Source organism: Bacteroides sp. LFL-34 (assembly GCF_027257075.1).
Classification (GTDB): domain Bacteria; phylum Bacteroidota; class Bacteroidia; order Bacteroidales; family Bacteroidaceae; genus Bacteroides; species Bacteroides ovatus.
Map to the genome: position 1 here is coordinate 394,565 of NZ_JAPQKZ010000002.1, position 19,703 is coordinate 414,267.

Sequence of the window (19,703 nt, forward strand, 5' to 3'; positions counted from 1 at the left end):
ACTTTAGTAAAAATATAGACTGGAATGAAAAGCCGACTGAAACAACGAATATTTGCACTTTCTCTATTAGCATGGACAGCCGTATGCCCTGCCGATGCACAGCAAACACGCTCGCTTCGCGATCAATTCTTAAGTCCTTCCGATGAAGCAAAACCCTGGACCTTTTGGTATTGGATGTATGGCACCGTGTCTAAAGAAGGCATTACAGCCGATTTGGAGGCAATGAAACATGCCGGATTGGGAGGTACTTATCTGATGCCGATTAAAGGTATTCATGAAGGCGCCCAATACGATGGCAAGGCGCAGCAGCTAACTCCCGAATGGTGGGAGATGGTGCGTTTCAGCATGGAAGAAGCAGATCGTTTGGGACTGAAATTGGGAATGCACATCTGTGATGGTTTCGCATTGGCGGGAGGCCCTTGGATTACTCCTGAAGAATCTATGCAAAAAGTGGTTTGGAGCGATACGATTGTAAACGGAGGAAAGCTGATGGCTATTCGCTTGCCACAACCGAAAGCCTATGAAAACTATTATGAAGATATTGCATTATTCGCTTTGCCGGTAGAAGACGCAGCGGATGAGATGCAGGCAAAAATCACCTGTGTCAACCTAGCTACGACAGGAAACGTAAAAGCTGCTCAAACAGTGAATATGGATGCGGCGGGAGTGATCCGTTCTTCATATCCCTGCTATATCCAGTATGAATACGGACAACCTTTCACTTGCCGGAACATCGAAATCGTTTTAACTGGTAATAATTATCAGGCACACCGCTTGAAAGTAATGGCCAGTGACGACGGAGTGAATTATCGTTTGGTTAAGCAGTTGGTCCCTGCCCGTCAGGGATGGCAGAATACGGATGAGAATTCAACTCATAGTATTCCTCCGACTACTGCCCGTTTCTTCCGTTTCTACTGGACTCCTGAAGGGAGCGAACCGGGAAGTGAAGATATGGATGCTGCCAAATGGAAGCCCAATCTGAAAATAAAAGAATTACGCCTGCACCGGGAAGCCCGTCTGAACCAATGGGAAGGAAAAGCCGGACTGGTATGGCGTGTTGCTCAAGCGACTAAAGAAGAGGAAGTCGGGAAACAGGATTGCTATTCACTTTCACAAGTCATCAATCTAACAAAGCAATATACCGGTCATTCGAATGGAAAAACATTGACCGCCACTCTCCCCAAAGGAAAATGGAAATTACTTCGCATGGGACATACAGCTACCGGGCATACCAATGCGACAGCGGGAGGTGGAAAAGGATTGGAATGTGATAAGTTTAACCCGAAAACGGTACGGAAGCAATTCGATAACTGGTATGCACAGGCATTTACAAAGACTAATCCCGAAATAGCTCGTCGCGTACTGAAATATATGCATGTCGATAGCTGGGAATGTGGCAGCCAAAACTGGAATAAACGTTTCGCTATTGAATTTCAGAAACGTCGTGGCTACGATTTGATGCCTTATCTACCTCTATTGGCAGGTATTCCGATGGAAAGTGTCGAACAAAGTGAAAAGATTCTGCGAGACGTACGTACTACCATATCAGAACTCGTCGTAGATGTGTTCTATCAGGTATTGGCGAACTGTGCGAAAGAATATGATTGCCAATTCTCGGCAGAATGTGTAGCTCCGACGATGGTAAGCGATGGTCTACTACATTATCAAAAAGTAGATCTTCCGATGGGTGAATTTTGGTTGAACAGTCCCACACATGACAAACCGAATGATATGCTCGATGCTATTAGCGGAGCGCATATCTACGGAAAGAATATTATTCAGGCTGAAGGATTCACCGAAGTGCGTGGCACGTGGGATGAATACCCCGGAATGTTGAAAGCCTTGTTGGATCGTAATTACGCATTAGGAATCAACCGCCTTTTCTACCATGTATATGTACATAATCCCTGGCTGGACCGCAAGCCTGGCATGACATTGGATGGCATCGGACTTTTCTTCCAACGGGATCAGACCTGGTGGGATAAAGGCGCAAAAGCCTTTTCCGAATATGCTACCCGTTGCCAGTCGTTATTGCAATATGGGCATCCGGTAACAGACATCGCAGTCTTTACAGGTGAAGAAGTTCCGAGGCGTTCGATATTACCGGAACGATTGGTTCCCTCTCTGCCAGGAATCTTCGGTGCAGAACGAGTGGAAAGTGAACGCATCCGTCTGGCCAATGAGGGACAGCCTTTACGTGTACGCCCGGTAGGTGTTACCCATTCAGCTAACATGGCTGATCCGGAGAAATGGGTGAATCCGCTTCGTGGATATGCATACGATAGTTTTAATAAAGATGCAATCCTTCGTTTGGCGAAAGCAGAAAACGGACGAATAACGTTGCCGGGTGGAGCAAGTTATAAAGTGTTAGTACTGCCTCTTTCGCGTCCAATGAATCCCGAACCTGTATTGTCATCGGAAGTGCAGAAAAAAATCAATGAACTAAAAGAAGCTGGCATTTTGGTACCTTCTTTACCTTATACAGAAGAAGATTTTTCCGTGTATGGCTTGGAACGTGACATGATCGTGCCGGAAGATATTGCCTGGACGCATCGTCGTGGCGAACTTGGCGAACTCTATTTCGTAGCCAACCAAAAGGACGAAACACGCACGTTTACTGCAAGTATGCGTATTAACGGTAAGAAACCGGAATGTTGGAATCCGGTGACGGGTGAGATGAATATTCATCCTTCCTATCGTATCAACGGAAACCGGACGGAAGTTACTCTCACATTGGCTCCTAACGAGTCCGTATTCATCGTATATCCTGCGGAGGGAGTAGATGAAGGCTATGGAGAGTCCTCTCTCCAACTGCAAAAGGAGAAAAAAGACACCGCCAAAGCCCCTTTAAACATAGCTTTGGAGGCAAAGGAATATACTATAACTTTTGCAGCTAACAAAAAAACGCTCACACGAAAAGAACTTTTCGACTGGAGCCAAGAATCGGACGAACAGATACGTTATTATTCGGGAACAGCGACCTATAAAACCACTTTTCGCTGGAAAAATAAACCGAATAAAGACCAACAGATTTATCTGAATCTGGGAACAGTTTATAATTTGGCAACTGTTCGTGTGAATGGTGTAGATTGTGGCACAATCTGGACAGCTCCTTATCGTGCAGATATTACAGGTGCCTTGAAAAAAGGAATTAATGAGCTTGAAATAGAGGTTACAAATACATGGGCGAATGCACTGACAGGAGCTGATGAAGGAAAAGCGCCGTTTGATGGCATTTGGACTAATGCAAAATATCGCAGGGCAGAAAAAACGCTGCTTCCGGCAGGATTACTCGGACCTTTGAGTTTTTCTACCACAGAATAAAATAGATTTTTAAGGCACGGATTACGCGGATTACACGGTTTATGAGAATCGTATTACATAAAGTAACAGCGCAATCCATGTAATCCGTGCCCAATTCATTATAATATAGCTAAAGTATGAAAAGTTCAATTATTAAAACAGGTGCAATGTTGGCAGGTTTTCTGCTTGCTGCCTGCCTGTCAACACACGCAGAAGTAAAGCTACCGGCTATTTTTTCTGATGGCATGGTGATGCAGCAACAGACCAATGCAAACCTTTGGGGGACGGCGACTCCTTATAAAAAAGTAACAGTGACCACTAGTTGGAATGGAAAACAATATGCAGCAACAGCAGATAAAAATGGGGCATGGAAACTGACAGTAGCTACTCCCGAAGCGGGAGGTCCTTATACTGTGACCTTTGATGATGGAACCCAAAAGACACTGAATAATATTCTGATAGGCGAACTTTGGCTTTGTTCCGGACAAAGTAATATGGAAATGCCGATGAAAGGATTCAAAAACCAACCGGTAGAAAATGCCAATATGGACATTCTTCACAGCAAGAATCCACAAATCCGTCTGTTTACGGTGAAACGTACTTCTACATTCACTCCGCAGAATGACGTTATCGGTTCCTGGAAAGAAGCCAATCCGGTTAGTGTCCGTGATTTCAGTGCAACAGCCTATTATTTCGGGAGACTGGTAAATGAAATATTAGATGTTCCGGTCGGATTAGTTGTAGCAGCCTGGGGTGGTTCCGCCTGTGAAGCATGGATGACGGCAGACTGGCTGAAAGCCTTTCCGGAAGCGAAGATTCCTCAAACGGAAGCCGACATAAAATCTAAAAACCGTACTCCGACCGTGCTTTATAACGGTATGTTACATCCGTTAATCGGTATGACCATGAAAGGAGTGATTTGGTATCAGGGCGAAGATAACTGGAATCGTGCCCATACGTATGCTGATATGTTTACCCGATTGATTAACGGTTGGCGTGCCGAATGGAAACAGGGGGATTTTCCTTTCTATTATTGCCAGATAGCTCCGTATGATTACGGGATTATTACCGAAAAAGGAAAGGAAGTGATAAATTCGGCATATCTCCGGGAGGCACAGGCAAAAGTAGAACATCGTGTAGCTAACAGCGGTATGGCTGTATTATTGGATGCAGGAATGGAAAAAGGTATCCATCCCGCAAAGAAACAGGTTGCAGGCGAACGCCTGGCACTTTTGGCTTTAACTAAAACGTATGGAGTGGAAGGCGTGAATGGCGAAAGTCCTTATTATAAAAGCATTGAAATAAAGAACGACACCGTAGTTGTCAGCTTCGAACGTGCCAATATGTGGATTAGCGGCAAGAACTGTTTCGAATCGAAAAACTTTCAGGTAGCCGGCGAAGATAAAGTTTTTTACCCGGCCAAAGCATGGATAGAACGTAGTAAGATGCTAGTGAAAAGCGATAAAGTGCCGCACCCGGTAGCTGTTCGATATTGTTTTGAAAACTATGTGGAAGGAGATGTATATTGCGACGGATTGCCTTTAGGGTCTTTTCGTTCAGATGATTGGTAATCGCAAATAAACAAGGTAAAATATGAAAAATATATGAAGAGATTTTATCTGATTATAACCATACTGTTTGTTGGCGTGTCGGCTCTTTGGAGTCAGCATGCCAATGTCATTTGGAATACTCCCAGTCATAATTCTTCTGAATCTATGCCCTGTGGCGGTGGAGATATCGGGATGAATATATGGGTAGAAGACGGTGATGTTATGTTCTATGTGAGCCGTAGCGGCACATTCGACGAAAAAAACTGCCAGTTAAAACAAGGGCGTGTACGTCTCCGCCTGTCGCCCAATCCTTTCAAAGACGCTAAAGATTTTCGTCAGGAGTTGAAGCTGAAAGACGGATATGTAGAAATCGCGGCAGGAAACACACAGATACAATTTTGGGTAGATGTTTTTCATCCGATTATACATGTAGAGGTAACAAATGCACAACCGTTGCAGACTGAAGTCTTTTATGAAAATTGGCGCTATCAGGAACGACCTGTCAGAAAAGGAGAGGGGCAACAGTGTTCCTACAAATGGGCTCCCCCGAAAGGTACTGTGACGGAGTCCGACTTTATTTCTTTAGACAAAATTACTGATTCAACAGGAAAGGCTGAAACAAATAGGACTTCAATAAAAAGGAACCAACTTCTGTTTTATCATCGCAATCCCGAACAGACCGTTTTTGATGTAGTTGTAGCTCAACAAGGAATGAACGAAGTCAAATCTCAAATGATGAATCCTTTGAAAAACTTGACTTTCGGAGGAACTCTTTTTGGCGAAAACTTAGAATTTGCAGGCACTGCGGATGATGTATATGCCGGCACAGACTATCGTGCCTGGAAGTTTCGTTCTTCCAAAGCAGCCCGGAAAGAACATATCTGTATTGTGTTACATACAGACCAGACAGAAACAATAGAAGAATGGGAGCAGGGACTACAAACTGCTTTGCAAAGAATAGCCCCCAAAGGTAAAGTTTCATCGAAGATTATCATACAGGATAAAAAACAGACCCGTTCGTGGTGGAATTCCTTTTGGCAACGCAGTTTTATCGAAGCAGAAGGGGAAGCAAAAGAAATAACTAGAAACTACACCCTTTTCCGCTATATGCTAGGATGTAATGCTTATGGCAGCGTACCGACTAAATTCAATGGCGGACTATTTACCTTTGATCCTTGCCATGTCGATGAAAAACAATCTTTCACTCCCGACTACCGGAAATGGGGAGGTGGCACAATGACTGCACAGAATCAACGTTTAGTATACTGGCCGATGCTGAAAAGCGGAGACTTTGATATGATGCCTTCCCAGTTTGATTTTTATAACCGCATGTTGAAAAATGCAGAACTGCGAAGCCGTATATATTGGCAACATGATGGAGCTTGCTTTAGCGAGCAGATCGAAAATTTCGGTTTGCCGAACCCCGCAGAATATGGTTTCAAACGACCGGACTGGTTCGACAAAGGATTGGAATATAATGCCTGGCTGGAATATGAATGGGATACGGTTCTTGAATTCTGCCAAATGATATTGGAAACAAAGAACTATGCAAATGCTGATATTACCCCTTATTTACCTCTGATCGAAAGTTCGCTGACATTCTTCGACGAACATTACCAGCAACTAGCTTCCCGCCGAGGACGGAAAGCGTTGGATGGCAACGGACATCTGATTCTTTTCCCGGGTTCTGCTTGTGAAACATATAAAATGACCAATAACGCAAGCAGCACCATCGCCGCCCTGAAAGTGGTATTAGAAACATACGGAGAGAAAGAGGAGATGCTAAAAGCAATACCTCCGATTCCATTGCGATACATAGAAATAAAAGATACGTTGAATCCGACTATTGCTCCGGTCTTGAAGCAAACAATTTCGCCCGCCGTAAGTTGGGAACGAATTAATAATGTTGAAACGCCACAACTTTATCCAGTGTTTCCATGGCGTATTTATGGAGTAGGAAAGGAGGATCTGGATATAGCCCGTAATACCTACTTTTATGACCCGGATGCCATCAAGTTCCGTTCGCATACCGGATGGAAACAAGATAATATATGGGCTGCCTGTTTAGGCCTGACCGAAGAAGCAAAGAAACTATCTTTAGCCAAATTATCGAATGGACCGCATCGTTTCCCCGCATTTTGGGGACCGGGATATGATTGGACACCCGATCACAACTGGGGAGGTAGCGGCATGATAGGACTTCAGGAAATGCTATTGCAAACCAATGGAGAACAAATACTCCTTTTCCCGGCATGGCCGAAAGAATGGAACGTACATTTCAAACTTCATGCTCCGGGCGAAACAACAGTAGAAGCCACTCTCAAAAACGGAAAAGTGACGGACTTGAAAGTTTTACCGGAAAGTAGAAAAAAGGATATTGTTATAATGATTGAAAAGGAAAAATGATAATTTTGCGGAGTGCCCTGAAAGGGTTTAATTATATAGCGTAGGGCAACGCCCTACGAAAAAGACACATCGGCCACAAGCCCTGAAAGGGCGGAACCGTATACAATTATGCCCTTTCAGGGCGCAAATTCAGATTGCTGTTTTTACGTAGGGCGTTGCCCTACGCTATATAATTAAACCCTTTCAGGGCACCCCAATAAATATATAATTGTAAGGCTTTCAGCCTAACTGCAAAATTCCTATTTAACCGCTAAATTCCCATTTAACGAATGAAATATATAAATAAAGAATTATGAATAAAAGACCATTTATCATCTTATCAGCTTTTCTGTTGCTATTTTCCTTGATAGAAAAAGGGCAGGCTACAGAAACTTACCGTCCCGAGACATCGGTTGCCGGATTCATCCAGCTTCCCGGTAGCGGGCGACAAGTCTATAATTTCAATCCGGGATGGCGCTTTTTCAGAGGCGATGTCCGGGGAGCAGAAGCGGTAAACTTCGATGACCGTTCTTGGAACGTCGTTTCCACCCCTCATACCGTAGAGTTGATGCCGGCCGAAGGAAGTGGATGCCGCAATTATCAGGGACCGGCTTGGTACCGTAAGCACTTTGTCCTCCCCGCTGAAACAAAAGGGCAACGGGTAGTGCTTCATTTTGAAGCAGCTATGGGCAAACAGATCCTTTATCTGAATGGTAAACGCATCCAGGAACATCTGGGAGGTTATCTACCCTTTACTTTAGACTTGACTGCCAATGGTGTACAGGCTGGAGACTCCTGTCTGCTCGCTGTTTTCACGGACAACAGTGATGACAAATCCTATCCTCCCGGAAAACGTCAATACACATTAGACTTTGCTTATCATGGTGGCATTTATCGTGATGTATGGATGATTGCCAAATCTCCGGTAGCTATTACTGACGCTATTGATTCACAAACCGTTGGCGGTGGAGGTGTATTCGTTCATTTTGATAAGATCAGTGAAAAGAGTGCGCAGGTATATGTAAACACCGAAGTTCAGAATGACGACGTTCGTTCCGAGTCAGTCACTGTAGAAACGACTTTGACAGATGCGGATGGAAAAGTAATCAAACGCAGTTCAGGAAAACTTTCTTTAAAGCCGGGAGAGAAAAAAATCATCCGTCAACAGATGGAAGTAAAGAATCCTACTCTTTGGTCACCGGACACACCTTATTTATATAGGGTACAATCACGTATTAAAAAAGGAAATAAATCCATTGACGGAGGCGTTACCCGTGTTGGTATTCGTCTGGCAGAATTCCGTGGTAAAGACGGATTCTGGCTGAATGGCAAACCTTTCGGACAACTGGTAGGAGCCAATCGCCATCAGGATTTTGCATACGTAGGCAATGCTTTGCCGAACTCACAGCAATGGCGTGACGCCAAACGTCTGCGTGATGCCGGATGCACCATTATTCGTGTAGCCCACTATCCCCAAGACCCTGCCTTTATGGATGCCTGTGACGAGCTCGGTCTGTTCGTGATTGTCGCTACTCCGGGATGGCAGTACTGGAACAAAGACCCGAAATTCGGAGAGTTGGTTCATCAGAATACCCGCGAAATGATTCGTCGTGACCGTAATCACCCTTCCGTATTGATGTGGGAACCCATCTTGAATGAAACCCGCTATCCGCTCGATTTTGCCTTGAAAGCTCTTGAGATTACCAAAGAAGAATATCCCTATCCGGGACGTCCGGTAGCTGCTGCCGATGTCCATTCGGCCGGAGTGAAAGAGCATTATGACGTTGTTTATGGCTGGCCGGGTGATGATGAAAAGGAAGACAAGCCGGAGCAATGTATCTTTACCCGTGAATTCGGGGAGAATGTAGACGACTGGTATGCTCACAACAATAATAACCGTGCCAGCCGCAGTTGGGGAGAACGCCCGTTACTGGTACAGGCTATGTCCTTGGCAAAGAGCTATGACGAGATGTACCGCACGACCGGTTTATTTATCGGTGGCGCCCAATGGCATCCGTTCGATCATCAGCGTGGTTACCATCCGGATCCTTATTGGGGCGGTATTTATGATGCTTTCCGTCAGAAGAAATATGCGTATGAAGTATTTCGTAGCCAGTCGCCGGCCAGCCTCCAACACCCATTGGCAGAATGTGGCCCGATGATATTCATTGCTCATGAAATGTCACAGTTCTCCGATAAGGACGTAGTTGTATTCACAAACTGTGATTCAGTCCGCCTTTCTATTTATGATGGAACGAAAACCTGGACGAAACCGGTGGTTCATGCCAAAGGGCACATGCCGAATGCTCCCGTTATATTCGAGAATGTCTGGGACTTTTGGGAAGCACGCGGATATAGCTATACTCAAAAAAACTGGCAAAAAGTGAACATGGTTGCCGAAGGAATCATCGACGGAAAAGTGGTATGCACTCAAAAGGAAATGCCTTCCCGACGTTCCACCAAACTACGTCTTTATGTAGATACTCAAAAAGTGAACCTGATAGCTGATGGCTCCGACTTTATCGTAGTAGTTGCTGAAGTAACCGATGATAGTGGAAATGTGCGCCGTCTGGCAAAAGAGAATATCGTTTTCACGGTAGAAGGTGAAGGAGAAATCATCGGAGATGCTACTATTGGCGCTAATCCCCGTGCGGTGGAGTTCGGCTCTGCTCCGGTATTGATTCGTTCTACCCGGAAAGCCGGAAAAATAAAGGTGAAAGCCCGCGTACAGTTTGAGGGCACTCAAGCTCCGACAGCTACTGAAATTGAACTGGAAAGCGTTCCTGCAGAATTCCCTTTCTGCTATGAGGAACAGACTTATGAAATACAAAGGACAACACCGTCCACTCTTAATGCAACCCCGGTCAAGGGATCATCTGAAGGAAAAGTACAACTGACAGAGGAAGAACGCCAACGAGTGTTGGATGAAGTAGAACGTCAACAAACTGAATTTGGAACTGAAAAATAGTACGATAAAGTGATTAGCAGGTTAGTGATTAGTGATTAGCGGGGTGACCTGCCAACTTGTTTTTTATATGTTACTAAAGCACTATTCAAAAAAAAGACTATCTTTGAGTACGTTTAATTCCAATTATAGCCATCAATGAGAAAACGGAATATTCTAATACTATTACTATCCATGATAGGCATGTATGCTTTTGCCTATCCAAATATGATTGTAGAACACTACACGGCTGAACGTGGTTTGCCTAATAATATCGTAAACTGTACATTAAAAGGACAAGACGGATTTATCTGGTTTGGTACCTGGTATGGACTATGCAGCTTTGACGGAAGTAAATTCCGTTCCTACGATAACCATGACGGCTTTTATTCCACAGATATTCCGCCGCGTAAAATTCAGCGTATCGTAGAAGATAAGAATGGTTTTCTGTGGATTAAGACTATCGACCGTAAACTCTATCTGTTCGATAAACGGCATGAGAGCTTTCATGCCGTCTACGACGATGTGAAAGAATATTCCGAGAACATTCAGATTATCAAGATTCAGACGACCGAAGACGGCGACGTATTGTTGCTGACAAAAGATAAAAGCCTTTTGCGTGCGTACACCGACAAGGAAGGTAAAATAACGATGAAACAATTGCATGATTCGCGTCCTAACGTGAACGTGTACGACATGCGTCTGAAACACAACATATTCTGCGAAACAGCCGAGTTTATCAATTGGATCGGTATGGATTATCAGATTCTGTCCCTACGGAAAGGGGAAGCGCTGAAAGACAAACCTGCCGACTTTATACAGAAAAAAGTATCTGCCAACCCGGATCAGTTTACTTGTGCCTCCTATAATTCTAAATTCTTATGGTTGGGAGACAAGAAAGGCCACATTTATAGCATTGATCCGCAAAACGGAGTGGTCAACCGTTACGAGATACCGGAAATCAAACAGCCGGTTTCTAATTTGCTGGTAACGGAATCCGGTTTGATGTACATTACCACTAACGAAGGAGCATACGAGTACAATATCGGCTACAAACAGTTGACCAAGCTCCCCTTTACCATCCCCGAAAAGGACAATGGAATTATATTCTATGATAAATATGATAAGGTATGGTTTCAGGAGGGTAACCAGGCATTGACCTATTATGATCCCCTGAACAGGAGCCATCACCGCTTTACATTCCCCAATCAGAACGCAATCGGCAATTTTGAAATGCAGGATGCCGGCGAACAGGGCATGTTCTTTATGACTCCGGGAGGAGAAATTCTTCTATTCGACAGGGAGAAACTGGAAATGACCCGTATCAACCAATTGAAGCCTTTCTCCGACGATCTTCCCAATCAGCTTTTCTTCCATCTTCTGCTGGATAAAGATGGTATCCTTTGGCTGGCATCTACGAGCAGCGGAGTATACAGGCTTAATTTCCCCAAGAAGCAATTCCAACTGCTGACAGAAGTTTCTCCATCTCCAGTAGTGCCCGAAAGATCGACTTCCTGGAATCAAGGAATACGAGCTCTCTTCCAGGCGCAAAATGGGGATATTTGGGTAGGAACCCGCTGGCAAGCCTTGTATCGCCTGGATCGTAACGGACAAGTGAAACAAATCTTCTCGGATAAGAACTATCTGTTAGGAGCCGTATATCATATTATGGAAGACAAAGACGGTAATCTTTGGTTTTCCACCAAGGGAAACGGGCTTGTTAAAGCCGAACCGGACATGAATTCACCGCACGGGTTGCGTTTTACCCGTTATATCAATGACCCCAAGAATCCGAATTCTATCAGTAACAACGATGTGTACTTTACCTATCAGGACAGCCAGGGGCGCATTTGGGTAGGATTACTGGGAGGAGGTCTGAATCTAATTTCCGAAGAGAACGGAGCAATTACCTTTATACATAAATACAATGGCCTGAAACAATATCCTGCATACGGTCTTTATATGGAGGTACGTACCATGACGGAAGATGAAGACGGACGTATTTGGGTAGGAACAATGGATGGCCTGATGTCTTTCGACGGACATTTCACTACCCCCGAACAAATCCAGTTTGAAACGTACCGCCAGGTCAGCGAAAATTCAAACGTAGCGGATAACGATATTTATGTACTCTACAAAGATACTGATTCGCAAATCTGGGTAAGTGTATTCGGAGGCGGTTTGAATAAATTAGTCCGCTATGATAAAGAAAAGCGTGAACCGATCTTCAAATCATACGGCATACGCGAAGGAATGAATAACGATGTAGTCAAATCCATCGTAGAAGATAAAAACGGTAACTTGTGGTTTACAACGGAAATTGGCTTGTCTTGCTTCAATAAAGCTACCGAACAGTTTCGTAACTACGACAAATACGACGGTTTCCTGAATGTGGAGTTGGAAGAGGGTAGTGCCCTCCGTACCTTGAATGGAGATTTGTGGATTGGTACCCGGCAGGGAATCCTGACATTCTCTCCCGACAAACTGGAAACATTGCATACGAACTACGATACACGTATTGTTGACTTTAAAGTTTCCAACCGCGATCTGCGTAGTTTCCGCGAATGTCCGATCCTGAAAGAATCCATCACATACGCCAAAGCAATCGAACTGAACTACAATCAATCCATGTTCACGATTGAATTTGCCGCATTGAATTTCTATAATCAGAACCGGGTATCTTACCGATATATACTCGAAGGATATGAAAAAGAATGGCATTATAACGGAAAGAACCGTATCGCTTCTTATACCAACGTACCTCCCGGAGACTATACATTCCGTGTAGAAACCGTAGATGAAGCCAATCCGGAGCTGGTTTCCAACTGTACATTGGCTATTACTATCCTTCCGCCGTGGTGGTTGAGCTGGTGGGCAACCCTTATTTATGTAATTCTAGGTTTGGCAGCTCTCTATTTCAGCCTGCGCCTGGCTTTCTTCATGCTCAAAATGAAGAATGATATTTATATTGAGCAGAAGGTATCAGAGATGAAAATCAAGTTCTTTACCAATATCTCCCATGAATTGCGCACTCCTTTGACATTGATAAAAGGTCCGATACAGGAACTAAGAGAACGCGAAAAACTCTCTCCGAAAGGATTGCAATATGTGGATCTGATGGAGAAGAATACCAATCAAATGCTGCAATTAGTGAATCAGATCCTTGATTTCCGGAAGATTCAGAACGGCAAGATGCGTTTGCATGTGTCATTAATTGATTTTAATGAGATGATAGCTTCTTTCCAGAAAGAATTCCGGGTACTTTCCGAAGAAAACGAAATCAGTTTTACTTTCCAGTTGCCGGATGAACCGATTATGGTATGGGCGGACAAGGAAAAAATGAGCATTGTTATCCGCAACATCATATCCAACGCGTTCAAATTCACTCATTCCGGAGGAAGTATTTATATAACTACCGGATTGACAGACGACGGTAAACGTTGTTATGTACGGGTGGAAGATAACGGAGTAGGTATTCCACAAAATAAACTGACCGAGATTTTCGAACGCTTCTCACAAGGAGAGAACGCGAAAAACTCCTATTATCAGGGCACAGGTATCGGATTGGCACTTTCAAAAGAGATCGTCAATCTGCATCATGGACAGATTCGTGCCGAAAGTCCCGAAGGACAAGGGGCGGTGTTTATTGTGGAACTTCTGATGGATAAGGAACATTACCGCCCGTCGGAAGTAGACTTCTATGTGGGAGATACAGAGACAGCCCCTGTTTCGGTAGAACAAGATCCTGTTGCAAATGCCATATCCGAAGACGGTACGGAAGAAGAACCGGAAATCGACGCTTCATTACCGACCCTTCTGTTGGTGGAAGATAACAAAGACCTTTGCCAGTTGATAAAGCTTCAGCTGGAAGACAAGTTCAATATCCATATTGCCAATAACGGAGTGGAAGGTTTGAAGAAAGTACATCTGTATCATCCGGATATTGTAGTGACCGATCAGATGATGCCCGAAATGGATGGGCTTGAAATGTTGCAATCCATCCGCAAAGATTTCCAAATCAGTCATATCCCTGTCATTATCCTGACAGCGAAGAATGATGAAGGCGCCAAGACCAAAGCGATTACTTTAGGGGCGAACGCCTACATTACCAAACCTTTCAGTAAGGAATATCTGTTGGCACGTATCGACCAGTTGCTTGCCGAACGGAAACTGTTTCGTGAACGAATCCGTCAGCAAATGGAAAACCAGACAACGACCGAAGAAGACAGCTACGAACAATTTTTGGTAAAGAAAGACGTACAGTTCCTCGAAAAGATACATCAGGTCATTGAAGAAAATATGGACGACAGTGACTTTAACATTGACACCATAGCATCCGGTATCGGATTGAGCCGTTCGGCATTCTTCAAGAAACTGAAGAGTCTTACCGGCCTGGCACCCGTTGACTTGGTAAAAGAGATTCGTTTGAATAAATCTATCGAGCTGATTAAAAATACGGATTTAAGTGTTTCCGAAATTGCTTTTGCTGTCGGATTCAAGGATTCGGGATATTATAGTAAGTGTTTCCGGAAAAAATATAATCAGTCCCCTCGCGAATATATGAATGAATGGCGGAAAGGAGAGAGATAACCGATTACAAAATGCTTTCTTAATCGTCCTTTTAGAAACCTAATTAAGATTCGAAAGAATGAACAACATTAAGAAAGTATTATCAGCGTGGATGCTGGTTGCCTGTGTACTACCTGTGGCAGCCCAGTATCCTGTAATTCCGGACTCGGTAAAAGCAAGAGGAGCAAAACAAGAAGCGGAGTTTGAACGGAAATCGGATGCGGCATGGGAAAAAGCTTTGCCGACAGTGTTAGAAGAAGCAAAGAAAGGTCGTCCCTATAAGCCTTGGGCCTCCAAACCCGAAGATTTGATAAAAAGTAATATCCCGGCTTTCCCCGGCGCGGAAGGCGGAGGTATGTATACTCCCGGTGGTCGTGGAGGTAAAGTGATCGTAGTCACTTCGCTGGAAGATTCCGGCCCCGGAACATTACGCGAAGCCTGCGAAACGGGAGGTGCACGTATTATTGTATTCAATGTAGCGGGAGTGATTCGTTTGAAAAGCCCGATTAGCGTACGTGCCCCTTATGTAACGATTGCCGGACAAACAGCTCCCGGAGATGGTATCTGCGTCACCGGACAATCTTTCCTGATCGATACACACGATGTTGTGATTCGCCACATGCGCTTCCGTCGCGGTGCGCAGGACGTAGCTTTCCGTGATGATGCAGTAGGAGGGAATGCGGTTGGGAATATTATGATTGACCATTGCTCCGCCAGTTGGGGATTGGATGAAAACATGTCTATCTACCGTCATGTATACAACAGAGGGGCAGACGGACACGGGCTGAAACTTCCGACAGTAAACATTACCATCCAGAATTCTATTTTCTCTGAAGCATTGGATACCTACAATCATGCTTTCGGTGCAACCATCGGTGGGCATAACAGTATGTTCTGCCGTAATCTCTTTGCTTCCAACATCAGCCGGAACAGTTCGGTAGGTATGGACGGCGACTTTAACTTCGTCAATAATGTTGTTTTCAACTGGTGGAACCGTTCCGTAGACGGAGGCGATCACAACAGTTTCTACAATATGATAAACAACTATTTCAAACCCGGTCCGATCACTCCGATAGGTAAACCGATTTCTTATCGTATTCTCAAACCGGAAGCAGGACGTGACAAAAACAGACCGCTTTCATTCGGAAAAGCATACGTAAACGGAAATATTATCCATGGCAATGCCAAAGTTACAAAAGATAACTGGGACGGAGGCGTACAACTGAAAGAAGAGGTGGACGTCGCAAAGTTTCTGCCGCTAATTAAATCGGACGAGGCTTTCAAAATGCCACCGGTAACTGTAATGGATACCAAAAAAGCTTATACCTTTGTATTAGATAATGTAGGAGCTAATTTTCCGAAACGTGACGCAGTAGATGCACGTGTCATTAAGACCGTACAAACAGGAAAGGCCATTTATGCGAAAGATGCACCGGAGTTTGTCTCTCCTTACGTGAAGAGACGGTTACCGGCTGATTCTTACAAACAAGGTATCATCACAGATATTCGTCAGGTAGGCGGACTGCCCGAATATAAAGGTGAAGCAGCAGTAGACTCGGACGGCGACGGTATGCCGGATGCTTGGGAAATTGCCAACGGATTGAATCCGAACGACCCGGCTGACGCAAACATGGACTGCAACGGTGACGGATATACCAATATTGAAAAATACATCAATGGCATAGACACCAAGAAGAAGGTAGACTGGACAGACTTGAAGAACAATTACGATACATTGTCTAAACGGAAAAGTCTGTTGTAACCGGATGAAAAGAGATTAAAGTTTATTGTAATGAATATACAAGTAAGAACGATCCTTTTAGGATTATTGAGCATTGGGTTTGTGCAAAGTTATGCGCAAACCTTTGCTTTACAGGTTAAGAATGACCAGATCACTTACCTGAATGATGATCGGGGAAACCGGATTCTCGATTTCTCTACATGCGGATATAAATCCTCCGAACAGGATATTCCTTCTGTTCGTAATGTGGTGTTTGTACCCTGGAAAGCCGGAGATAATACTGCACGTATTCAACGTGCCATTGATTATGTAGCTTCGCTGACTCCTGACGCTTCCGGTTTTCGGGGAGCCGTATTACTCGATCAGGGAGAATTTTCCCTGTCCGGCAGTATTCGTATCTCCGCATCCGGAATTGTATTGCGGGGTACGGATAAAGAAAAAACAATACTGCTGAAAAAGGGTGTAGACAGAGGTGCGCTTATCTACATGGAAGGAGTGGACGACCTGAATGTGCAAGACACATTGAAGGTGCTTTCCCACTATGTTCCGGTAAACGCGAGAACATTGGAAGTCGCTTCGGGTGTTTCTCTGAAAAAAGGAGATCGTGTCATGGTTACCCGTCCTTCCGGCAAAGAATGGATTGCCTCTTTGGGTTGTGATATCTTTGGAGGAGGTATCAGCGCTTTGGGATGGAAAGAAGGTGACATGGATCTGACTTGGGACAGAACAGTCAGTGAAGTAAACGGCAACCAGGTAACACTGGATGCTCCGCTGACCGTAGCTTTGGATGCTAACTATGGAACTTCTTCCCTGTTGACTTATCAATGGAACGGACGTATTCATGATTGTGGCGTAGAAAATATGACACTGATTTCTGATTACGACAAGCGTTATTCTAAAGACGAGGATCATTGCTGGACAGGTATTTCCATTGAAGATGCGGAAAACTGTTGGGTGAGACTGGTTAATTTCAAGCATTTTGCAGGAAGTGCTGTAATTGTTCAGCGTACAGGTTCCAAAATTACCGTTGAAGACTGTATCTCGAAAGAACCCGTTTCAGAAATCGGAGGGATGCGTCGTTGCACTTTCCATACGCTGGGACAACAAACTTTATTTCAACGCTGCTATTCGGAACAGGGTATTCATGACTTTGCTGCCGGATATTGTGCAGCCGGTCCCAATGCTTTTGTACAATGTGATTCGTATGAATCTTTGGGATTCAGCGGTTCTATTGATGCCTGGGCGTGCGGACTGCTGTTTGACGTAGTAAATATCGACGGTCATAACCTGACTTTCAAGAATTTGGGACAAGATAAAAACGGAGCCGGTTGGAATACGGCAAACAGCTTGTTTTGGCAATGTACCGCAGCGGAAATCGAATGTTATGCCCCGGCAAAAGATGCGATGAACCGTGCATACGGTTGTTGGGCACAATTCTCCGGTGACGGTGAATGGGCACAATCCAACAATCATGTACAACCTCGCAGTATTTTTTATGCTCAATTGGGAGAACGGTTGAACAAAGAATGTGCAGAACGTGCACGTATTCTGCCCAGAAATACAAGTGCAACCAGTAGTCCCACAGTGGAAGTAGCTATGGAACTCGCTAAAGAAGCATATAAACCACGGTTGACGTTGGAACATTGGATCGGCGATAACAAGTTTGCTCCTTCGGTGGCATCAGCCGGAGTAAAATCAATCGATGATATTAAAGAGAAAAAGAGCGCTGCACTTGCAAATTCTTCTTCTTATTCTGCTGCTGCTAAATTATTAACCCAACCGGAAGTAACTGTAACCAATGGACGTATTCAGATGGACGGAGCTCTATTGGTTGGAGGTAGTCATACCACCCCTTGGTGGAACGGAAAGCTCAAAACCAATTATCTGAAAAAGGCAAGTCCGGCCATCACCCGCTTTGTGCCGGGACGCGAGGGATTGGGATTAACCGACCGCATTGATTCTGTAGTCGACTTTATGAAACAGAAAAACATTCTTGTTTTCGATCAGAATTACGGTCTTTGGTACGATCGTCGCCGGGATGACCACGAACGGGTTCGCCGTCGGGATGGTGATGTATGGGGACCTTTCTATGAACAGCCATTCGGTCGTAGCGGTCAGGGAACAGCATGGGAAGGATTGAGCAAATATGATTTGAAACGCCCTAATGCATGGTACTGGAGCCGCTTAAAAGAATTTGCAGAAAAAGGAAATAAGGACGGACTGCTGTTGTTCCATGAAAACTATTTCCAGCACAATATATTGGAAGCCGGTGCTCATTGGGTAGATTCTCCATGGAGAAGCAGCAATAACATCAATCAGACCGGATTTCCTGAACCGGCTCCATTTGCCGGAGACAAACGAATCTTTGTGGCGGATATGTTCTATGACATTACTCATCCTGTCCGTCGTGAACTGCACAGACAATATATCCGCCAATGCCTGAATAACTTCGCAGACAATTCGAATGTTATTCAGTTGACAAGCGCCGAATTTACAGGCCCGTTGCACTTCGTACAATTTTGGTTGGACGTGATAGCTGAATGGGAAACTGAAACCGGGAAGAAAGCGAAAGTGGCATTGAGTACAACGAAAGACGTACAGGATGCAATCCTTGCAGATCCTAAACGCGCTGCCGTAGTAGATATTATTGATATCCGGTATTGGCATTATAAGACGGACGGAATCTTTGCGCCGGAAGGTGGAAAGAATATGGCGCCACGTCAGCACATGCGTAAGATGAAAGTGGGAAAGGTGACTTTCACAGAAGCATATAAAGCTGTCAATGAGTATCGTCAGAAATTTCCTCAAAAGGCAGTGACATTCTACGCACAGAATTATCCGGCTATGGGATGGGCTGTATTCATGGCAGGAGGTTCATGTCCTGTAATTCCGTGCACAGATAAAGCGTTCCTGAAGGATGCAGCAGCCATGGAAGTGGAAGAAACAAATACGGATGAGTACAAGAAAATGGTAAAATCTGATATTGGAAGTATCATTTATTCCAAGTCCGGAACAGAAATTCCTGTTCAATTATCGTCCGGAAAGTATGTATTAAAGTACATTCATCCTGCTTCCGGAAAGATTGAAACGATAAATAAATCACTGAAAATAAATGGCTTATACAATCTAAAGGTGCCAGATAAGAAAGAAGGCATTTATTGGTTCCATAAGTTATAAAGCAAAGAATCCCGTTGAAGACCATTCAGCGGGA

7 protein-coding genes are annotated in these 19,703 nt (G+C 44.4%); all 7 read left to right on the forward strand.

All coding sequences use genetic code 11. The features are described 5' to 3' along the window. Positions 1-24: 24 nt before the first annotated feature. The 7 genes from N5O98_RS01890 (at position 25) to N5O98_RS01920 (ending at position 19,669) form a co-directional block, all read left to right on the forward strand. Positions 25-3,324 (forward strand): glycosyl hydrolase, encoded by a 3,300-nt coding sequence (locus N5O98_RS01890; RefSeq protein ID WP_118160939.1) that lies wholly within the window; start codon positions 25-27, stop codon positions 3,322-3,324. Positions 3,325-3,440: 116 nt separating this feature from the next. After that, positions 3,441-4,874: a sialate O-acetylesterase gene (locus N5O98_RS01895; protein ID WP_008640309.1), complete on the forward strand. Its 1,434-nt coding sequence runs from the start codon at positions 3,441-3,443 to the stop codon at positions 4,872-4,874. A gap of 33 nt (positions 4,875-4,907) precedes the next feature. After that, complete coding sequence (locus N5O98_RS01900; protein WP_008775703.1) at positions 4,908-7,259, forward strand: DUF5703 domain-containing protein; 2,352 nt, start codon at positions 4,908-4,910, stop codon at positions 7,257-7,259. A 292-nt stretch (positions 7,260-7,551) separates the two neighbouring features. Further along, positions 7,552-10,206, forward strand: coding sequence for a glycoside hydrolase family 2 protein (locus tag N5O98_RS01905; RefSeq protein WP_022198934.1), 2,655 nt, complete (start codon positions 7,552-7,554; stop codon positions 10,204-10,206). Positions 10,207-10,341: 135 nt separating this feature from the next. Continuing rightward, positions 10,342-14,772, forward strand: a complete 4,431-nt coding sequence (locus N5O98_RS01910; protein ID WP_004309752.1) for a hybrid sensor histidine kinase/response regulator transcription factor — start codon at positions 10,342-10,344, stop codon at positions 14,770-14,772. A 58-nt stretch (positions 14,773-14,830) separates the two neighbouring features. Continuing rightward, a complete protein-coding gene (locus N5O98_RS01915) occupies positions 14,831-16,513 on the forward strand; it encodes a polysaccharide lyase (protein WP_008640305.1) in 1,683 nt (560 codons plus the stop codon). A 30-nt stretch (positions 16,514-16,543) separates the two neighbouring features. Beyond that, positions 16,544-19,669: a DUF6298 domain-containing protein gene (locus tag N5O98_RS01920; RefSeq protein WP_008640303.1), complete on the forward strand. Its 3,126-nt coding sequence runs from the start codon at positions 16,544-16,546 to the stop codon at positions 19,667-19,669. Positions 19,670-19,703 lie beyond the last annotated feature (34 nt).

Bases quoted from the DNA above. Each gene is read 5' to 3' on its own strand.
- N5O98_RS01895 (WP_008640309.1), top strand. From the start codon at position 3,441: ATGAAAAGTTCAATTATTAAAACAGGTGCAATGTTGGCAGGTTTTCTG.
- N5O98_RS01920 (WP_008640303.1), top strand. From the start codon at position 16,544: ATGAATATACAAGTAAGAACGATCCTTTTAGGATTATTGAGCATTGGG.
- N5O98_RS01910 (WP_004309752.1), top strand. From the start codon at position 10,342: ATGAGAAAACGGAATATTCTAATACTATTACTATCCATGATAGGCATG.
- N5O98_RS01900 (WP_008775703.1), top strand. From the start codon at position 4,908: ATGAAGAGATTTTATCTGATTATAACCATACTGTTTGTTGGCGTGTCG.
- N5O98_RS01890 (WP_118160939.1), top strand. From the start codon at position 25: ATGAAAAGCCGACTGAAACAACGAATATTTGCACTTTCTCTATTAGCA.
- N5O98_RS01915 (WP_008640305.1), top strand. From the start codon at position 14,831: ATGAACAACATTAAGAAAGTATTATCAGCGTGGATGCTGGTTGCCTGT.
- N5O98_RS01905 (WP_022198934.1), top strand. From the start codon at position 7,552: ATGAATAAAAGACCATTTATCATCTTATCAGCTTTTCTGTTGCTATTT.